We start from the raw sequence: 19,824 nt of genomic DNA on the forward strand, positions 1-19,824 counted from the left end.
CAACTTGAGATTATCTGATGCAAGAGCAAAATCAACCGTTCAATACATCTTGTCTAAAGGTATCTCCAAAGAGCAAATCTCCGGAAAAGGAATGGGTGAAACCGAACCAAAAGTAGATTGTAAAGAAACCTGCAGCGAAGAACAACACGCTGAAAACAGACGAAGTGAGTTCTTGATTGTAAAGAAATAAAATAAACCCTTTTAAACCAAAAAAACGGACTATCCTTGGATTGTCCGTTTTTTTGTTTTTGGTTTAAATGAGAGGCTAAAAAGGGTCTCTTTTCGGGTGAATTTACCCTTTTAAAAAGGGTAAGCCTATAAAACATAAAGCCACACTTCCTTTTTATGGATAGAAATGGAAGACCTATTGTATCTTATATGAATGGAATGCGGTTTTGATACGGCTTTTACTTGGCTTTGATCAGAGGATGATATGCTATACTTATGCTATAACAGTACTATATCTATACCATATCCTTACTTTAATATCTTTGGTAAAAGAGGAAAAATAAATGAAAGGGTAGCAAAAGGAGTGAATTACTTAACTGAAACAAAGATAATTTTTTGGAGAAAAGACAGTGTAATTGGAGAACTTTTTTAAAGGGGGAAATTACTTTTATCTTAATGAAACAACAGACTACGAGCAGGTTGGCTCTGAAAAACCATGCTTTTTAAACACATTACCTACAAAGGGAAACATAATCCCAAAGCAATCTCTAACAAAAACCGAATAAAACCGGAAGCGATTTTAAAGTAGAAAATAGATTATAGTAGATTTTTTTAGTGGTATAATATTACAAGAAATTATTTATCAAATGGAATTAATTATTACAAAAAAACATCAAATTAAACTAATTTTAAAATCAAAATAAAATTTTATCAAGGTTTAATTTAAAACAATTTAAGGCTATATTTTTCATAAAAAAAGCGGAACAAAGTTGTTCCGCTTTCTGTTCTTTATTGACTATCTATTTAATTAATAACGATATTATCAATTTGCATAGTTGTTGTAATTCCACCACCGGCACCAACATATTCAAATATAAAGAAACCGTTTCCTGTTAGAGATGCAGGAATGCTATAGTTTCCACTATTTGTAAAGTTTGCAGGGTAACCTGATGTTTGACCGGGAGAAATAGTAAAATTTGATGTAATATCAACTAAAGTAGCATCTTCCGCATTTCCTCCGATCACGTAATCGGTAGAATAGTAAACTTTTAACACAGAGCCGTTAGCGAAACCTGCTTTTGTTTGAAACGATAGAGCATTAGCAGCACCCATGTCAACAGGAATAATGAATAATGATCTGTTATTTTCAGGTGTGCCTCCAAAGGAAGTCATTTGAATATATTTATTTCCACCAAAAGTTGTTGCTCCCCAATATCTGCTACCAATAGCAGCATCATTGATATAGGAAGGAAATATTCTATTTGCAGGAGAAGTAGTTGAATAACTCTCAAAAGTTTCATTTAAAGAAGCTAAGAATACAATGTTATTTCCAACAATTGGAGCAGCAAAATCGATGTCAAAACGCTCATTTGTTAATTGAACATCATCAATAGTTCTGGCAATAAACTGGTAATCAGAACCAAATTTTGTCATAATTCCTCTTATTTTTCCACTTTCACCCGGAACAACAGTTCCTGCGTAATTAGCGAAACTACTGGTTCTAAAAATAACCGTATTTCCATTTGTATCAGTAATTAAATGATTAGTGGCACCTCCAATAACATTGTTAGGGTTAAAATAAGTAGAACCAACGGCAGCATCCATAAATTGAACATTTTCCAGTTCAATCAACGTGTTAAGATTTGCATCTTGCTTCGCTTCATTTACGGTTAAAGTTCTAACTAACTCTGATTCATCTTTGAATTGACATGATCTAAGAACAATATCACCATACGTTGAAGGAGAAATTCTTCCCACAGAAGCATTTCCACTTGAATTTAAGAACAATTCACCAATAATTAACGAACCGTTTGTTATGTTAAAATACCTTTCGTTTAGTTTTACGTATACTTTTCTTCCAGGCTCATAAATAGTAAACATACTAGTTTGATCAATTGGAATGCTAAATCCAAGTGGTGGAGTAGTTTCTGTTCCTAAAGTTTGAAGAGATAAACTCTTAAAGAAGTTTCCTCCTCTATCTGAAGAAACTACATAAGCTTCTAGAATATCTTCATTTACGATATTAGTAGGGAATTGAGTAATGGTAGTTGACGCCATGTCATAAACATCTTGAACAGTTTTGTTTGCTGTTAAGTTAGGATCGTTGCATTCAAAATTTGGAATTGCATAATCATCATCATTTACACAGCTAAACGTAGCAAATGAAACTAAGATTAAAAGTGATGTTTTTAAAAAAGTTGTTTTCATAATATATCTTTTTCTATAGATTTTTTTAAAAGTTTAAATAAAAGTTTACGAAATAGGTTCTTCCGTAACCGTAAAAATATTTTGGACCAAATGAACGTGTATCGCCTGCGTAATCTTGTTGAACTTGTGAATAATTAGCATTTCTCCCTTGTTCAAATCCACCGGTAATGTATTGAACGTCAAAAACATTGTTTACACTAGCAAAAAAGCCAACGGTATTTCTGTTTTTCTTGCTTATTCTCCAAGATTTTCCACCAACCAAATTTACTAAATAAAACGAATCAAATTTTTCTTGTTTTAAATATTGTCTGGCTAAATCTTCATCTACATTATCAAAAGGTAAATTATCGATAAAGATTTGATCATTATCAAAGAAATTATCCGTTCTCATGATGGCTGAAATATCCATATAATTATCAGCTAAATAGTTTACGTTTGCACCAATCCACCAAAATCTTGGGTCTCTGTATTCTAAGCCTAATGAATAGGCTTGTTGAGGAGTTCCAGGTTGTTTATAATCTTTCATCGTTGCACGACCATAATTGATAGTTCTTCGAACATTATCAACATTTAACGCCACATTTGGATTACTATCAAACGTATATTGACCATAAGCAGCGACTGCTGTAGCTTTAATTGTTGAAGTAATTTGATACTCTAAACCTAATTCAAGCCCCATGTTCTTCTTATCGAGTCCGGTTACAATTTCAGCCACAAAAGCGTTTCCATTACCAGAAGCCAATTGACCTGTGTCATCCACTACACCTAAACCTTCTGCAAAGAAGAAACCAACCTCCGTTGCATCTTGAATTTTAGAATAATAACCGGTTAATCTCGCTTTTAATTTAGGAGCTCTGATGATGTAACTCACATCTCCGCCTGAAATTGTTTCACTCGTTAATCCATTAACAATTTGATTATTTAAACGTGCATTAGGGAATGTATTTCTAATGGTTGGAGCTTTTGTCATATAAACTGCATTTACATCAAATAAATGACGTCCGGATAATTTATAAGTCATACCTCCTTTAAAACCAAAGTTGTCAAATTCTACTTTTCTACTTTTTCCAAGTGAATTTTGAGGATAAATACCATTTCTGTATAATCCTTCTCTTTGGTATTCATTTCTTGAATAAGATTGCGATAGATAAAAATCTACTTTATTGTAATTAAATTTAAATTGTGTGAAAGCGTCAATAGACGTTGCAAGTATATTATAGTTGTAACCATATTTATCACCTTCTCCCACTAAACGATTTGGATTATTTAAATCAGGTTGTGATTGATTTCCTTGGAAAAAAGGATCAATATCACGGTAATATAAACCGCCTAATAAATCCAATAAGTTTTGAAAGTTATTTGATTTTAAATTTCTATACGAAGCACTGGCATTAAAAACAATATTATCGCTTAGTTGTGTGTTTAAAATGGAGTTTACTGTAAACAAATCATCATCTGTTCTATCTTCATATAAAACATAAACACTTTCACTTGGTGTTCTACCGATAAAGTTACCATTCGAATCAGTAATTGGCACAGAGTTCGCTTCATACATCGCTTGCCAATTTATCTGGCTATTGGCTACGAATCTATTTCTAATTCTATCTGCTTCTTCAAAATTTGGTGTCCATGTCGGCACTCCATCAATTGTGGTGTGCAGTGTAGTGTAATAACTCGGAAGATTTCTGTAGTAAGTAGGATCAGGATTAGTAACATTATTGAAATCCAAACGGCTATTACCAATTTTTCCGGTTTGATAAGCGATGTTAGTATTTAATAAAGTTTTGCTGTTGATTTTCCAATAGTGACCTAAAATAGCCATTGGTTCAACTAAATCTTTATCTCTAGAATTTCTTTTCTTACCATCTTGCCAACCCCAATAGGAATTGTAATCTGTTCCCATTAAATCATTTACCTCTCTGGTGTTCGGAGAGTTTTTCCCTCTGCTGTTTTCAGCATAAATGGAAGTTAAATTCAAACTGTGTTTGCTGTTAATACGTTTTTCTACACTAGCAAAGAACGAATTGGCAGAATAATCTGTACCTTCAAAATAACCTTCTTCAGCCCATCTTCTTCCGGCAGAAATAACATATGCCCAACCGTTTTTATTCATCCCAGAGGCATGCGTACCCATCATTCTCCAATTATAATTTGTGTTTGTTCCCGAGAACGAAACGCGAGAACCAGGACGATAAACAGAAGCTCTGGTGTTAATTTCTTGTGTCCCTAAAATCCCACCAAATGTATAATCTGAAGGAGCTAATCCATTGGTAAATTCTTGATTTCTAGTTGCATCATTTAATCCACCCCAGTTACCCCATTGCGGTCTTCCGTCATACAATTTGTTCATCATAACACCATTAATCATGGTGGCACCATATTCATTGTCTAAACCTCTCACTCTAAAACGAGCTTGACCAAAATTAAATGCAGAAGCTTGCAAAAAAGCATCTCTTGTGGCCTGTAACAAGCCGGCTGTGCTCTCTGAACCACTGTTGTCATCACCCAAATCGTTTTCGGTGATAGTGATTAAACTTAATTGTTGTTCAGAAGTAATATCAAACTCTAACACAACGATACCTAAATCCAGAACTTCTCCACTAGTCAATTCAATATTTAAAAGTTGTTGAGTATACCCTTCACTTTTAATCTGAAGGAGTTGACTTCCTTGTGGGACATTTTCAAAAACAAACGCACCATCTGAAGCCGTTAACTTCATTAAGCTTGTGTTTTGAATAGTTACAATAACACTCTGTAATGGTTTTTGTGTTTTCGAATCAACCACAACCCCCTTGACTCCTCCCGAGTTTTGTGCGAATCCAAAAAACACTTGCATTACCAGTAAAATACTAAAAACAAGTTTTTTCATAAATAAAATTAAAATTATTTTTCTTACCTGTTAAGTTAATTATTTCTTAACAGCCCGCAAATGTACATTATTTAATAATATTATTTACTTTTGGTGCGAAGTTTGTATAAAACTTGACAGTAATTTAATATACAATTTATGAAAATTAAACAATTTATTGCCGCTTTTCTTGTGATTTCTTCAATGAATAGTGTCGTTGCTCAGGACAAAAAGTTTATAATGCATACCGTAGCTTTCTATAATCTAGAAAATCTTTTCGATATTAAAGACGATGCAAATGTAAATGATGAAGAATACACACCGGCGAATGGATGGACAACAGAAAAGTACCAGCAAAAATTAAAAAATTTAGAAAGAGTTATCTCAGAAATAGGCACCAGCGAACAACAAACCAATTCTCCGGTTGTTTTAGGTGTTTGTGAACTTGAAAACAGAGGTGTTTTAGAAGACTTAATTAAAATGCCAAAATTAGCTGCTAAAGATTATGGTATCGTTCACTACGATTCTCCGGATGGAAGAGGAATCGACACCGGCTTTCTTTACCAAAAAAAACATTTTACACCAACAAGTTCAGCAAACATTCCATTAATCATCGAAAATATTGACGGAAGCGGTAAACGTGTTTACACCAGAGACCAATTATTAGTTACCGGTTTTCTTGATGGGGAAGAAATGCATTTCATCGTAAACCACTGGCCATCCCGTTCCGGTGGCGAAAAAAGAAGCAGTCCTTACCGCGAAGCAGCAGGGGCTTTAAACAAAAAGATTATTGACTCTCTTCAAAAAATCAATCCGGATGCCAAAGTAATTACGATGGGCGATTTAAATGACGGACCTTATAACAAGAGTGTGAAAAAATTCTTAGGTGCAAAAGCAAAGAAAGAAGAAGTTCAACCCGGAGGAACTTATAATCCAATGGAAGAAATGTCAAACAAAGGAATCGGTTCGCTTGCCTACCGCGATGCGTGGGATTTATTTGATCAAATGATTTTTACTGAACCTTTCATCAGAAAAGACTATTCTTCGTTCCGTTTTTGGAAAGCTGGTGTTTTTAATAAACCTTATTTGGTACAAACTACAGGTCAATACAAAGGTTATCCGTTGCGAAACTCTCCGGCAGAACCCGGTTATAGCGATCACTTTGCCGTGTATGCTTACCTCATTAAAGAAGTAAAATAAAATCTAAAGCCGATGTAAATCGGCTTTTTTTATGTTATAATTCTTCACGGTTTAATTTGGTTTCTTCAACTTTTAATTTAAATGAATTCCCTTTCGGAAGATTGTAAAATTAAAATTAACATATCCTTAACTTCGTTAAATTTGCTTTTTGCGTCGTTTGTTTTTAAAACGCTGTTTATTAATTGTTTACGTTTTTATTCATAAGAAAAAATTATGTTTTTCATTAAAAATATAAATAAAAATATATAAAATTCCGTGCTTAAATTTGAAGAAAAAAGCTATGAAAAAGAATATTATTTTTGTTTTAATCAGTACTTTGATTTTACAAAGTTGTGCAATTGTTCGTCCAGGCGAAGTAGGTATCAAACAGCGTTTAGGTAAACTTTCAGATGAAATCACTACAGACGGCCCCGCATTTTACAATCCTTTCACCAGTAAAATTGTGAAAGCATCCATCCAAACCAATGACTTGGTACTCAATTTAAGTTTACCTAGCAAAGAAGGTTTAAGTGTACAATCTGATGTTTCCATTTTGTATCGTTTGGAAAAAGACAAAGTAGCTACCATAATCAACACTTATGGATTAGCTTATGAGAACATTATTTCGAATGTTTTTCGTTCTGCTGCTGCGGATGTAAGTTCTAACTTTTTTGCCAAAGACATGCATTCCGGGATGCGAGCTATGATTGAAACCGAAATTAAAACAAAAATGGAAGCTGTTTTAGCCCAACAAGGTATTGTAGTGGAATCCGTTTTAATGAAGAGTATCCAATTGCCTGCCGGTTTAGCCAATTCAGTGGAACGAAAATTGCAAGCAGAACAAGAGGCCATGAGAATGGAATTTGTGCTGCAACAAGAAAAATTGGAAGCTGAACGTAAAATCATTGAAGCAAAAGGAACTCGTGATTCTCAAAAAATTCTATCAGAAGGATTGAATGACGATATCATTAAACTTCGCTCCATTGAAGCGTTTCAAGAATTATCAAAGTCTCCAAACAGTAAAATTATTGTTACTGATGGAAAAACACCCATGTTAATTGACTAGTAAATTTCGTTCTTAAAAATAAATTCCAAAGCCGATTCCCTTCGGCTTTTTTTATTTCGTAAATTTACCTTTCTAAAAACGATACAAATGGCCATTCAAAAACCGTTCAATCTTAACCAATGGATTGAAGAAAACCGTCACCTGCTTAAACCACCTGTTGGAAACAAAAATATGTATGTAGATTCTGGCGATTATATCGTGATGATTGTTGCCGGTCCAAACGCCCGAAAAGACTATCACTACAACGAAACCGAAGAATTATTCTACCAACTCGAAGGAAACATCACCGTTTATGTGCAAGACAACGGTGAAAAAATCGCTATGAAACTCGGTCCCGGCGACATGTTTTTATTGCCTGCCAAAACACCTCATTCACCCGTTAGAGATAAAAATTCAATCGGATTAGTAGTCGAACGAAAACGAATGGGTCAAGACATTCCCGACGGATTACTTTGGTTTTGCGATAATTGCAACCATAAATTATATGAAGTCTATTTTGAACTCAAAGACATCGAAAAAGATTTCTTAGGTCATTTTCAGCACTTCTATAATTCCAAAGATCTCCGTACCTGTAAAAATTGTGGCACCGTCATGGAAACCGATCCGCGATTCGTTGCCAAAACCGACAACGGATAACCGAAAACCGAGTTATGGCAGACAATTCCCGCTGTCCGTTACAAGTTTTTCAAGAAAAATTAAGTTTCGCAAGCCACCCAAAGAGCTTCCTTTGGTCGCTTTTGTATGGCAACAAAACTAAAAATTTTTCTCGAAAAAGCTTTCCACTACCATCGGGGCTGCAATTAGGTTTTAATAGAAGTGTTTTAAAAATAACTCAACCTTTTTCCATGAGACGTTAAACGAAATGATATTTCCAAAGCTACTCCTTCACCAATTTATAATTCCCCACTAATTTACCATTTTCTTTTACCTCAACCAAATAAACACCTACCGGATAATCACTTGTATTCAAATGATATTCGTTTAACCCATCAATTTCTTGACTAATCATTATTTTTCCTGATAAATCATAGACGGTTAAAGTTACTTTTTCAAGGGAATTTTTAAAATGTAACATTGTTTTTTCTTTAGCCGGATTTGGAGCCATCACGACCGGTACTTGTTGAAAATCACTTACACTCAAGGTGCATCCTTCCACAGGAATATACAACGGTGTAGGCGAGGTAGCCGTCGTACCATTGCCATATTGCCCAAATTGATTGTTACCCCAAGCCCAAAGAGAGCCATCGGATTTTAAGGCAACGGCATGATATATACCTCCGGCTACAGAAACCCAATTGGTGTCTGTGCCTATTTGCACCGGAGCATTCCGTTGAATGGTTGTACCATCACCAAGCTCACTTTGGTCATTTCTGCCCCATGCCCAAAGGGTGTTATCAGATTTGATTCCAAACGAACTTAAATAACCAGCTGATACATAAATCCAAGTATCGGTTCCAACTTGTTGCGGCACATTAGAATTAGAACCTGTTCCATTTTGACCATAACCATTTGTTCCCCAACTCCAAAGTGAACCATCTGTTTTTAAAGCTAAGCAATGCGATGCTCCCACACTGATATATTCCCAATCGGTATCAGTACCTATTTGTGTTGGAAAATTAACAATACTCGTGCTTGGTGTGGCTACTAATCGGCTTCCGTTAGAACCCCACCCCCATAAAGTACCATTTTCTTTAATGGCAAGACCGGAACGGGTTTGACTTGCTTCTACTTGTCTCCAATCGGAATCCGTGCCAATTTGAACTGGGGAGAGTTGGTTGCTACAACAAGTGCCGTTACCCATTTGCCCTCCATCGTTTTGACCCCATCCCCATAAGGTACCGTTGATTTGGATGCCGAAGGTGTGGAGGGAAACAGATATGTTTTTCCAGGTTGTTCCACTATTTATTTGAGTTAAATTTAATATATTAGGATTTGTACTACCAACACCCATTTGTCCGAAATTATTCCCTCCACTACCCCAAAGTGTATTGTTTTGACGAATGACATAAGATGTATAAACACCTGCTTCTATGAAAAGAGAATTTGTGGTAGATGTTCCGTAATTGTTTGGAAAATAAAAATCAAAATCTAAACCATTACCATGTTGTCCCCAGTTTCCCCAACCCCATGTCCAAATTGTTCCATCGCTTTTTTGTGCAATCAAGTGATATTCGCCTGAGTTTATTTTAGTAAAACATTGGGAATAAGTTATTGTGCTAAAAAATAGCAAGAAACCTATTTTTAGAAAAATATAATTCGTTTTCATAATTTTTTTGTTAAGGCTAAATAAAATTTAAATTGAGACTGTCTAAACTAGACAGCCTCAACTAACTATATTACTTTTTAATCAATTTGTGTTGTGAGACTAATAGATTACCTTCTTTAATAACCACAATATAAATTCCAGAAGGATAATTACTTGTTTGCAAGGCTTGGTTATTTTGTTTAATAGACAATTCTCCTTGTGTCATAAGTCGTCCTGTTAAATCATATACAAAATAAGTCATATCTTTTTTAAAGCCAGTATATTGAATACTAACAGTATCTTGTGTTGGATTTGGCGAAAGAACCAGCACAGGTTCTTTATATACTTCATTAGATGCTACTTCCGGACGCATTGGCATTGTATCTTGCACACAAGCGGGTAATTCTAATTTAAAATCATATAAACATGTGTTGCCTTCTTCATCGGTTCCGGTAATTAAAAACTCAATTAATCCTCCAGCAAAATTACCCAGCGGCACTACTGTGATGGCATGAAGAGAAACGCCGTTGAAAGCAATTCCAAAAAAGAAAATTATTCTTATGATTTTTCTTTGCATTTTTTCTTACAGTTCCGTAGAAGTTTTCAATCCCTCCAAAAAAAATGGGGAGTGATTTAAATTCTACTCCTTCACCAATTTATAATTCCCAACCAAATTACCATTTTCTTTTACCTCTACCAAATAAACACTTACCGGATAATCACTTGTATTTAAATGATATTCATTTAACCCTTCAATTTCTTGATTAATCATCATTCTTCCTGAAAAATCATACACGGATAAGGTTACTTTTTCAAGTGAATTTTTAAAATGTAACGTTGTTTTTTCTTTAGCCGGATTTGGAGCCATCACGACAGGTACTTGCTGAAAATCACTCACACTCAAGGTGCATCCTTCCACAGGAATATACAAAGGAGTAGGAGAAGTAGCCGTCGTACCATTACCATACTGCCCAAATTGATTGTTACCCCAAGCCCAAAGAGAGCCATCGGATTTTAAGGCAACGGCATGAAATGAACCTCCAGCCACGGCAACCCAATTTGTATCTGTGCCTATTTGTACCGGAAATTCTCTTTCTTCAATGTTTGTACCATCGCCTAATTGTCCTTGGTTATTTCTTCCCCAAGCCCAGAGTGTTCCATCAGATTTAATACCATATGAAGACAAAAGACCCGCTGAAACATACTGCCAAGTATCACTTCCTACTTGTTGAGGAATATTGGAATTAGAGCCTGTACCATTTTGACCATAACTATTTGCACCCCAACTCCACAATGTTCCATTTGTTTTTAAGGCTAAACATTGCGAAGAACCAACACTAATAATTTCCCAGTCAGTATCTGTTCCTATTTGAATTGGAAAGGGAACAACTTGAACACTTGGCGTTGTTATTAACCTACCATTATTAGTCCCCCAACCCCACAGTGTACCATTTTCTTTCAAGGCAAGACCGGAACGGGTTTGGCTTGCCTCTACTTGTCTCCAATCGCTATCACTGCCAATTTGAACAGGTGATAGCACATTACTGCAACAGGAAGCACCACCTCCCATTTGGCTACCATCGTTTTGACCCCAACCCCATAAAGTACCGTTGGTTTGGATACCGTAAGAGTGAGCTGAAGAAGAGATATGTTTCCAATTAGAACTACCGATTTGAGTTAAAGATGAAAGACCAACGACAGAGCTACTAATTCCTAATTGACCAAATTGATTTGCTCCTATACCAAATAATTTATTATCACTTCGAATTACAAAAGTATTATTTTCTTCCCCAGCTAAGGCAAAAATCCAATCATTTAAAGTTGAAAGTTGAATTGGAAAATATTCAGGTATATTAAATTCATTCCCCATTTGCCAGCCATTATTTGAACCCCAAGTCCAAAAAGTATTATCACTTTTCATTGCCACAACATGTCCTTGAGTTCCTGTGCTTATTTTAGTAAAACACTGAGCGTAAGATTGTGATGCAAAAAAAAACAAAAAAAGTATTATTATATAAAAGTCTTTTAGTTTCATAATTTAATTGTTAAAATGAGATGTAAAAAAAGTAAAATGGAGACTATTTATTTTTTGTAGATAGTCTCCATGAAATAGATTAATTCTTAACCAATTTGTGTTGAGAAAGAAGTTTTTCGCCTTGTTTTATAACAACAATGTAAATGCCCGTTGGATAAGAAGAAACATTGAGTAAGAGATTGTTCGATTTTATAGGCAATTGTTCTGTTTTCATTAAACGCCCCGTTAAATCAAATATACTCAACTCAACATCAGAATCATAACCGCTGTATTGAATATTAACCTCACTTTGTGTTGGGTTTGGGAACATTGCAAGAACAGGTTCTTTAACCATTTGGTGAGATGCAGCAGCCTGTGCCGGGCGTGTAGTTATCGGTTCTTCTACACATGGCGGAAGCACTAAATCAAATTCATACAAGCAGGTATTGCCATCTTCATCGGTACCGGTGAGTAGCACTTCAATGGGGCCTCCGGTAAAATTACCTAATGGAACTACCGTGATAGCCAATTGAGTAATGCCGACAGGAATGTTTACTACAGATGGAGCAATCACTACATTATTGGATAATGCACTCAGAACACCTTGCAAAGCTGTGCCGGTAGCAATTTCCAAATATACGGTAAAGCTACAATATTTGTTTTCATCACGAATGGTTTCTCTTTGTACAACGGTCTCTAAACGACACGTTTCACAATCTATTTCTTGAAACGACAAAGTATTTGTTGTAAAGTCGCAATCGCCTGTGTTTAACATAAAGGCATATTCACCATTAGTGGGTAAGGTATAGGGCAATGGAAAGGTTTCCACTCCTTCCAAATCAGCTACTCCCTCTTTAATCCAACCCCAATAGGGTAATAGCACACGTGGCCCTAGGAGGGTTCGCGTTCCTTCTTTGCATTGGTTGTAGCAACCCTCCGGAAAAATCCAACTATACACCTCCGGGTCTTTGGGCACATCTATTTGTGTACTCACACTACAATTACCTACTGAGGCAGTTACTTGAATAGGACCACCTTGTGATACATAGATGGTTTGCCCCATCTGACCATCGCTCCAGTTAAAAATAGCATTAAGCGAGTTGGTCGTGGCAGTTAATTTGTATACATACGGACTACAAGTTATTACGCCGGATGATATGGTAATATCATAAGGCGATTCTTGTGCCACAATCGTGTAAGTAGCCGTATTGCTGCACCCGTTTAGCGTAACGGTTGCCGTAATGGTTTGCAATCCTAAGCTATAATTGGTAAACACAGGGTTGAAATTATTGTTAAACTGCGGTTGGTTGATGCCGTTAAGTGTCCAACTGATGGTGGTGGCATTGGTAGTGGCTTTCACCACTAACGGTTCTCCATAACAAAGGGTGGCTTCGCCGGAAAGTGTAATGGAGGGTAAAGGTTTAAAAATAGGCGTAATGCGACCGGGTGTATTGTATTCACAATCATTAGCACTTTTAAGTTTCACCCAATAAAAACCGGGTTCAAAAACCGTAATGGTTGGATTATTTATTTCCGGTAGAATTGGGTTATTTCCGTTCATCCAAACGTATTGTTCTACATTACACGTATTGGGTTGAGCAACGTCAGGCACATACATTAATGTAACCCCGCTACCGGCACAAACCGATGGAGGATTAGGACTGGCGACCACATCGCCACCAAAGCATTTTTCGGGCACAATGATTTGAGTCTGTAACGTCTCGGTGCAACCAAATCGATTGGTGATTATGACGGTTACTGTATGTGGTCCAGACGTTGTAAAAACCCTAAACGGATTTTTTAAGGTGCTTGTTGCTCCTTCATCAAAAGTCCATAAAAATGAATCTGTTGTAGTGCCAAATAATACATCAAACCCAACAGCCGTGTCATGGCATTCAGCTTCTGGGTCAATTGTAATCTCCATCGTTGGCATTGTCGCTAAGAAAACATTGATAGAGGCACTGCAAGGGGGTTGTGTCACGCCTTCATAATCGCCTTGTATGGTAATGGTAAAGGTGTAGTTCCCTCCAGATAAACCGGTTAGGGTATTGCCGGTAATGGGTTGGTTGTTGGATACAGGAGAACCTAAAGGTCTGTAAAAATAAGCTACTTGGCGGTTGTTTACCGGAGAAAAGTAATTGGTTTCATCAAAAAGAGTTATTGTAAACCCTTGGTTGTCGTTACATTCGGCTTCATACAACAGTTTTGGGATATATGGTACTACAATGTCTTTTTGAGCCCTCACTCCTAAAAGAGGTAGCGTTGGATCATTTTGACATTGGTAGGTAGCGATGTAAAACACGTGGTATAAACCCGCAGTGGCATTATATTGTGTACCGTTAAACTGCCCACCTGGGCCTACAATATCAAAATATTCTGCTATTGGTGTTTGGTTTGTACCTCCAATTAATTGAATTGTGCCACAATTATTGTAACTGTCATTATACACCTCTGGCAAAGGAGTATATACACACTCCGCAGGTGTACCACAAATTTGAACAATTGTAACATCATTGGAAAATCTAGAACAACCTTGTATGTTGGTTACTTTAAATGTGTAACTTCCAAAAGTCGTTGGATAATAGTCCGGTAAATTTGCCCCGGGAATAAGCACATTATTTTTATACCACTCAATTGTTAAACCTGTTGTAGAGGAAGCAATGGTTAAATGGGTATTAATTTCAGATTCCTCACAATACACATTACCGCCGCTTGTAATCGAAAGTGTTGCCGGAGGACTTGGATAAACGGTTACATTAAATTGGGCGGTATTTGTTGCACTGGCACAACCAGAAGGATTAGTAATTACAGCCGTGATATTTCTACCTATATTGGCGGAAGTTGTGTTAAATAATTGAAATGTATGTGAAAGACCCCCTGTAAAATTTCCTGCTCCACTATTCCATGTAACAATTGAATTTGGTGGCAATGGAACACCATTTGTTGAAGTGATAGTTAAAACAAACTGTTCACCGGAACAAATAGCATTTATTCCACCAATTTCTATAACTGGTGTTGGGTTAATACTAACTAAATAGGTGAAAATTTGTGGAGGCAATGTACATTTTTGAATGGTTAATTTAACTTCAACAGGTGTAGCGGTTTGAACATTGTTCCACAATACAGTGGCGGCGTTTGTTCCTTGTCCGGAGGTAATGCTTCCTGCACTCGTATTGGATAGCGACCACTGGTAGGTTTCACCTTCCGTATATAAATTTGTGGTTCCTTGTTGGAAGCCAAAGAAATCCTGATAAGCGTTAGCACAAACCACACTAACGTTGTTTTCGCTCATTACTTCTACCGGAACTTGTTGTAGTGTAATAGGAATTACTGTTGGTGCAGATGAACAAACAATTGGGTTAATCGTTTGTTTTACAACAGTTAATGAATGTGGGCCGGTGTTATAAAAAGTAACACTCACCTGGTTGCCTGTGTTAGAGCCATTAAAACTACCGTTTTGAACACTCCACGAATAGGTTGCATTAGGGTCGGCATTGGTAATAGTGTAATTATAAGGTGAATTTGGACAAACTATAGTTTCTCCTTGAACGTTTGCTAAACCAACACTATTTGGGGTAGCTAAAACCGTGATTACTTTTTGTTCCCCTTCGCACATTGAGTTGCCTGATGTTGATATTACATAATTTCCGGGTTGATTAAAAGTATAGGTAAATGTTTCACTATTATTTTGAGTGGTAATTAGGTTTTCATTGGCATCAAAAAGGGACCAGTTGGTATCATTACCTCCATCACTTGTGTAAGTTGTAGTACTACCTTGACATAAATTAAAAAAGCCATTGATTGCATAGGGACTTTCAACTTGAATAGTAAAAATGGCAATACCTGAACATCCAGTTAATGTATTAGTGTAGGTTACTTTTAAATAAAGTGTTTGATTCACTAAAGGTTGGACAATTACTTCATTGCGTTGATCCGTTAAAATAACATCGGCAAGATCATCGTTTTCATTCCCTATAACTTCCCATTTGAAATCAGTAGTTGGCCATTGAGGCATAACATATCTTCCCTGAGATTTAAAGCATAATGAAGCAGGACCGGTTATGGTACCTTCCGATAGAATTACGGGTACTTTTATTGTGGTTGGCACATAACAATCTAAATTACAAAACCCAGGGTTAAACGTGACATATCCAAAACCATTAGGGTTTACGTTGTCCCATACCACCGTTACATCACCATTTGCAGGATTAACATTTTCTACAGTGCCTCCTATAACACTCCAATTATAACTGCCTTGGCATAATTGTCTTCCGTCAAAAGGGAGCGAATAAACAGCTGTTTGGTCTTCACAAACAATAGAAGGGCAATAAATATCAAAACCTTTAGGTCCAACCCTAACTCTTATTCTATAATTGTCTACGCAATTACATGCATTTCTTACCATTAAGGTTATTGTATATGTTCCCTCTTCAAGATAAGCGTGCGAAGGTTCAAAGGCGGAGGAATAAGTTCCATCACCAAAATCCCATAAATAAGAAATTAATCCAGAACCATTATTAGTAGTAGATTGATTCGTAAAATAAATGGTTTGATTAACACAAGCATTAACAGAATCACCATTTTGATTATTATAAGGCACTATGCTAAACTGAGCATTTTGGATGATTATTTTTTCAAAACACAATGTTTTGGTTATCACAGAAGAACCACTAATAATTTGAAATGTAAGACTGCCCATTCCATTTACTCCCCATTCTACTTGACAATTGTTATTCGATGAACTCATAATTTCACCACCTGCAACACTCCAATTTACAACATTCCCATTGGGTACATTTTCCAAATAAAAATTAGTCAATGAATTTTCACAAACTCTGTAACACCTACTTTCTTCAATATCTTCCAAAAAAATAGGTTCTTTTTCATCTCTAATATCATAATCATCGCCATAAATTTGACACCCAACTTGTCCATCCCAAAAAATGGAAATCCCAGAGGGTGTTTGAGCTTGAGCAAAAGCTGTATTTAAGTAAATGAGAAGCCCAAGCATTATGCTAGTAAAAAGTTTTAGCGAGGTACGAGGTGCGAGGTGCGAGGTGCGAGGTGCGAAGTAATGTTGATTTCATAAAAAAACATTTATTAATTAGGAAATCAAATATAAGAAAAGAAATACAAATTCCAAACGTATAAATTTATAAAAATTTAAAAATCAATGTTTTAATTTAATTAAAATAAAGTATATTTTTTAAAACTAAGCTTTAAGAGTTTAGTGTTTTCAATGGTTTTAGCTTTACCAAACATTTCCTTTTTGTATATAAAAGGCATTATATTTTTTAAAAAAATCGGTATCTTCGCCAAAAAATATAACAAAAACCTTTAAAAAAGTTATAATGTCAACCATCACACAACAATTCGGCATGACCGAAGCCCTAGAAATATTAGGTGTCAAACCCATCAACGAAGGAACTTCTACCGGAAATAACCATTTTTCTAACGGAGAAATCATCGAAAGTTATTCTCCTGTTGACGGTCAATTGATTGCCAAAGTAAAAACCACCACCGCTGCTGATTACGAAAAAGTAATGCAAACCGCTACCGAAGCGTTTAAAACGTTTCGCTTGATGCCGGCTCCAAAACGAGGCGAAATCGTTCGTCAGTTTGGTGAAAAATTGAGAAAATATAAAGAACCACTAGGAAAATTAGTTTCCTACGAAATGGGAAAATCACTTCAAGAAGGTTACGGCGAAGTACAAGAAATGATTGATATTTGTGATTTTGCAGTCGGTTTATCACGTCAATTACACGGGTTAACCATGCATTCCGAGCGTCCCGGACACAGAATGTACGAGCAATACCATCCGCTTGGTGTAGTCGGAATCATTTCTGCCTTTAATTTTCCGGTTGCTGTTTGGTCTTGGAATACCGCTTTAGCATGGATTTGTGGCGACGTTTGCGTTTGGAAACCTTCTGAAAAAACGCCACTATGTGGTGTAGCTTGTCAAAACATCATTGCCGAAGTGTTAAAAGAAAATAATTTACCGGAAGGAATCTCTTGTTTAATCAACGGCGATTACAAAGTAGGCGAATTAATGACGCACGACAAACGTGTTCCATTAGTTTCGGCAACCGGCTCAACTAGAATGGGAAAAATTGTAGCTCAAGCTTGTGCTGCACGATTAGGAAATTCGTTGCTTGAATTAGGAGGAAACAACGCCATCATCGTTACGCCCGATGCCGATATCAAAATGACCGTTATTGGTGCCGTTTTTGGAGCGGTTGGAACAGCTGGACAACGTTGTACTTCCACCCGACGATTAATCATTCACGAAAGTATTTATGATAAAGTAAAAGAGGCTTTGGCTGGAGCTTACAAGCAATTACGCATCGGAAATCCATTAGACCAAAACAATCATGTTGGTCCGCTGATTGATGTTCACGCTGTAGAGATGTATAAAAAAGCCTTAGAAAAAGTAGTTTCCGAAGGTGGAAAACTAATCGTTCCGGGCGGTGTTTTATCCGGAGAAGGTTATGAAAGTGGTTGTTATGTAAAACCAGCCATCGCCGAAGCAGACAATTCATTTGAAATTGTTCAACACGAAACTTTTGCACCGGTTTTATATTTACTAAAATATTCCGGTGATGTGCACAATGCCATCGAAATTCAAAATGGTGTAGCACAAGGATTATCATCGGCCATTATGACCAATAATTTGCGTGAAGCAGAAGCGTTTTTATCAGTAGCCGGTTCCGATTGCGGAATAGCCAACGTAAACATCGGAACTTCCGGTGCTGAAATTGGAGGAGCTTTTGGTGGCGAAAAAGAAACTGGCGGTGGCCGCGAATCCGGTTCTGATGCTTGGAAAATTTATATGCGAAGACAAACCAATACAATTAACTATACTACCAGTTTGCCATTAGCACAAGGGATTAAATTTGATTTGTAGTTTTAGAGAATAGAATAAAGAAAATAGAGAATAGAAAACCTTGCAAATAATAAAAATTGCAGGGTTTTTATACGCAACTTTTTTAATGTTTTCGCATCTATCCAATAATCAAAAAATAAACACATGAAAAAGATTTTTTTATTATTGGCATGTATGCCATTTTTACTTGCAATGACTTGCGAAGAGGATGATGAAGTCATTTGCACTCAAGAAGTAAAAGCCGGCTTGAACATTACTTTTAAAGATGCAGTTACCAATGAATTTCTTTCATCCGGAGTTACTGTTGTTGCACAAGATGGTTCGTATACCGAAACGTTAGAAGCTTTTCCTCAAAGTGACATACCGGTTTTTATTGGAGCCTTTGAGCGTGTAGGCACTTATACATTTACAGTTTCCAAAGAAGGTTATCAAACCTACACTTCTGAACTTGTTATTCTAACAGCAGATGTTTGCCATGTTATTCCTCAAAATTTTGTGGTATCACTGCAACCCAACTAAGGCATGTTTGTTTTGTTTTATACAAGAAAAACCCTGCTAAGCTTTAAGTTTAGCAGGGTTTTTAATTAGCTGTCCATTAACACATTGTCTAATCGTCCAATTGTCACATTATTTAGTTTTCTTCACATACTGTGTCAAAATATAAATACTTTGGTTTTCCACTCTTCCTTCAATTAGATTAGCATCATCCCAAACCAATTTAATATTGTGCACAGCTGCTCCTCGTTTAGCCGTGAAGTTTGCTCCTTTTACATCTAAATCTTTAATCAAAACTACAGAATCACCGTCTTTCAATATATTTCCGTTAGAATCTTTGTGGATGATTTTTCCTTCGTCGTCATCTCCTTCTCCGGTTGATTTTGCCCATTCTAAGGCTTCTTCTTCCAGATATATCATCTCTAGCAAATCGTGGTTTTTTAGTCGAGTCAACATTCGCCAAGATACAATTTGCACCGGTAAATGTTCACTCCACATACTTTCATTCAAACCACGCCAATCTTCATGATTTGTGGTTTCAGGATTTTCGATTTGATTTTTTAAGTTTTGGGTGATTAAAAGACTGTTTTCTAAACTTTCTTCCGTTTTAGGTGCAACAGTGTACACTACTAAATTTTCATCAGTGCCACTGATTTCACAAACAGAACCACTACGGTCTCTTAATTTTTTTTCGGTAATGGTCACTTCTTGTGAGAA

13 protein-coding genes are annotated in these 19,824 nt (G+C 36.3%); 6 read left to right on the top strand and 7 right to left on the bottom strand.

The window, feature by feature from the left end; translation table 11 throughout:
- The coding region (locus ACIQ0M_RS09715) for an OmpA family protein (RefSeq protein ID WP_396151685.1) at window positions 1–190 on the top strand (190 nt) is incomplete at its 5' end.
- A 782-nt stretch (window positions 191–972) separates the two neighbouring features.
- Here the strand turns inward: ACIQ0M_RS09715 and ACIQ0M_RS09720 are convergent.
- A complete protein-coding gene (locus ACIQ0M_RS09720; protein WP_396151687.1) occupies window positions 973–2,376 on the bottom strand; it encodes a DUF5689 domain-containing protein in 1,404 nt (467 codons plus the stop codon).
- A gap of 25 nt (window positions 2,377–2,401) precedes the next feature.
- The gene (locus tag ACIQ0M_RS09725; RefSeq protein ID WP_396151689.1) at window positions 2,402–5,245 is read right to left on the bottom strand and encodes a carboxypeptidase-like regulatory domain-containing protein; all 2,844 of its coding nucleotides are present in this window, start codon (window positions 5,243–5,245) and stop codon (window positions 2,402–2,404) included.
- A 138-nt stretch (window positions 5,246–5,383) separates the two neighbouring features.
- On the opposite strand from ACIQ0M_RS09725, the gene ACIQ0M_RS09730 reads away from it, so the two are divergent.
- The 3 genes from ACIQ0M_RS09730 (at window position 5,384) to ACIQ0M_RS09740 (ending at window position 8,105) form a co-directional block, all read left to right on the top strand.
- Complete coding sequence (locus ACIQ0M_RS09730) at window positions 5,384–6,424, top strand: endonuclease/exonuclease/phosphatase family protein (RefSeq protein ID WP_396151691.1); 1,041 nt, start codon at window positions 5,384–5,386, stop codon at window positions 6,422–6,424.
- Window positions 6,425–6,704: 280 nt separating this feature from the next.
- Window positions 6,705–7,469 (top strand): prohibitin family protein, encoded by a 765-nt coding sequence (locus ACIQ0M_RS09735; RefSeq protein ID WP_396151693.1) that lies wholly within the window; start codon window positions 6,705–6,707, stop codon window positions 7,467–7,469.
- 87 nt (window positions 7,470–7,556) lie between these two features.
- Window positions 7,557–8,105 carry a 3-hydroxyanthranilate 3,4-dioxygenase gene (locus ACIQ0M_RS09740; protein ID WP_396151695.1) on the top strand — a complete coding sequence of 183 codons (549 nt, stop codon included), beginning with the start codon at window positions 7,557–7,559 and terminating at the stop codon, window positions 8,103–8,105.
- 241 nt (window positions 8,106–8,346) lie between these two features.
- Here ACIQ0M_RS09740 and ACIQ0M_RS09745 read toward each other — a convergent pair whose 3' ends face one another.
- From ACIQ0M_RS09745 to ACIQ0M_RS09760, 4 genes are all read right to left on the bottom strand, one after another.
- Window positions 8,347–9,735 (bottom strand): T9SS type A sorting domain-containing protein, encoded by a 1,389-nt coding sequence (locus tag ACIQ0M_RS09745; protein WP_396151697.1) that lies wholly within the window; start codon window positions 9,733–9,735, stop codon window positions 8,347–8,349.
- Window positions 9,736–9,805: 70 nt separating this feature from the next.
- Window positions 9,806–10,291, bottom strand: coding sequence for a T9SS type A sorting domain-containing protein (locus ACIQ0M_RS09750; protein ID WP_396151699.1), 486 nt, complete (start codon window positions 10,289–10,291; stop codon window positions 9,806–9,808).
- A gap of 63 nt (window positions 10,292–10,354) precedes the next feature.
- On the bottom strand, window positions 10,355–11,749 hold the full coding sequence (locus ACIQ0M_RS09755; protein ID WP_396151701.1) for a T9SS type A sorting domain-containing protein: 1,395 nt from the start codon (window positions 11,747–11,749) through the stop codon (window positions 10,355–10,357).
- 79 nt (window positions 11,750–11,828) lie between these two features.
- Window positions 11,829–16,739, bottom strand: coding sequence for a PKD domain-containing protein (locus ACIQ0M_RS09760; RefSeq protein WP_396151703.1), 4,911 nt, complete (start codon window positions 16,737–16,739; stop codon window positions 11,829–11,831).
- 340 nt (window positions 16,740–17,079) lie between these two features.
- Here ACIQ0M_RS09760 and ACIQ0M_RS09765 point away from each other — a divergent pair, with 340 nt between their 5' ends.
- On the top strand, window positions 17,080–18,633 hold the full coding sequence (locus tag ACIQ0M_RS09765) for an aldehyde dehydrogenase family protein (RefSeq protein WP_396151705.1): 1,554 nt from the start codon (window positions 17,080–17,082) through the stop codon (window positions 18,631–18,633).
- Between the two features lie 123 nt (window positions 18,634–18,756).
- A complete protein-coding gene (locus ACIQ0M_RS09770) occupies window positions 18,757–19,131 on the top strand; it encodes a carboxypeptidase-like regulatory domain-containing protein (RefSeq protein WP_396151707.1) in 375 nt (124 codons plus the stop codon).
- A 108-nt stretch (window positions 19,132–19,239) separates the two neighbouring features.
- On the opposite strand, the gene ACIQ0M_RS09775 is transcribed toward ACIQ0M_RS09770, so the two are convergent.
- Window positions 19,240–19,812 (bottom strand): PhnA domain-containing protein, encoded by a 573-nt coding sequence (locus tag ACIQ0M_RS09775; protein WP_396151709.1) that lies wholly within the window; start codon window positions 19,810–19,812, stop codon window positions 19,240–19,242.
- Window positions 19,813–19,824: the final 12 nt, after the last annotated feature.

This window comes from Flavobacterium sp. (genome assembly GCF_044339515.1).
In the GTDB taxonomy this organism is placed as follows: domain Bacteria; phylum Bacteroidota; class Bacteroidia; order Flavobacteriales; family Flavobacteriaceae; genus Flavobacterium.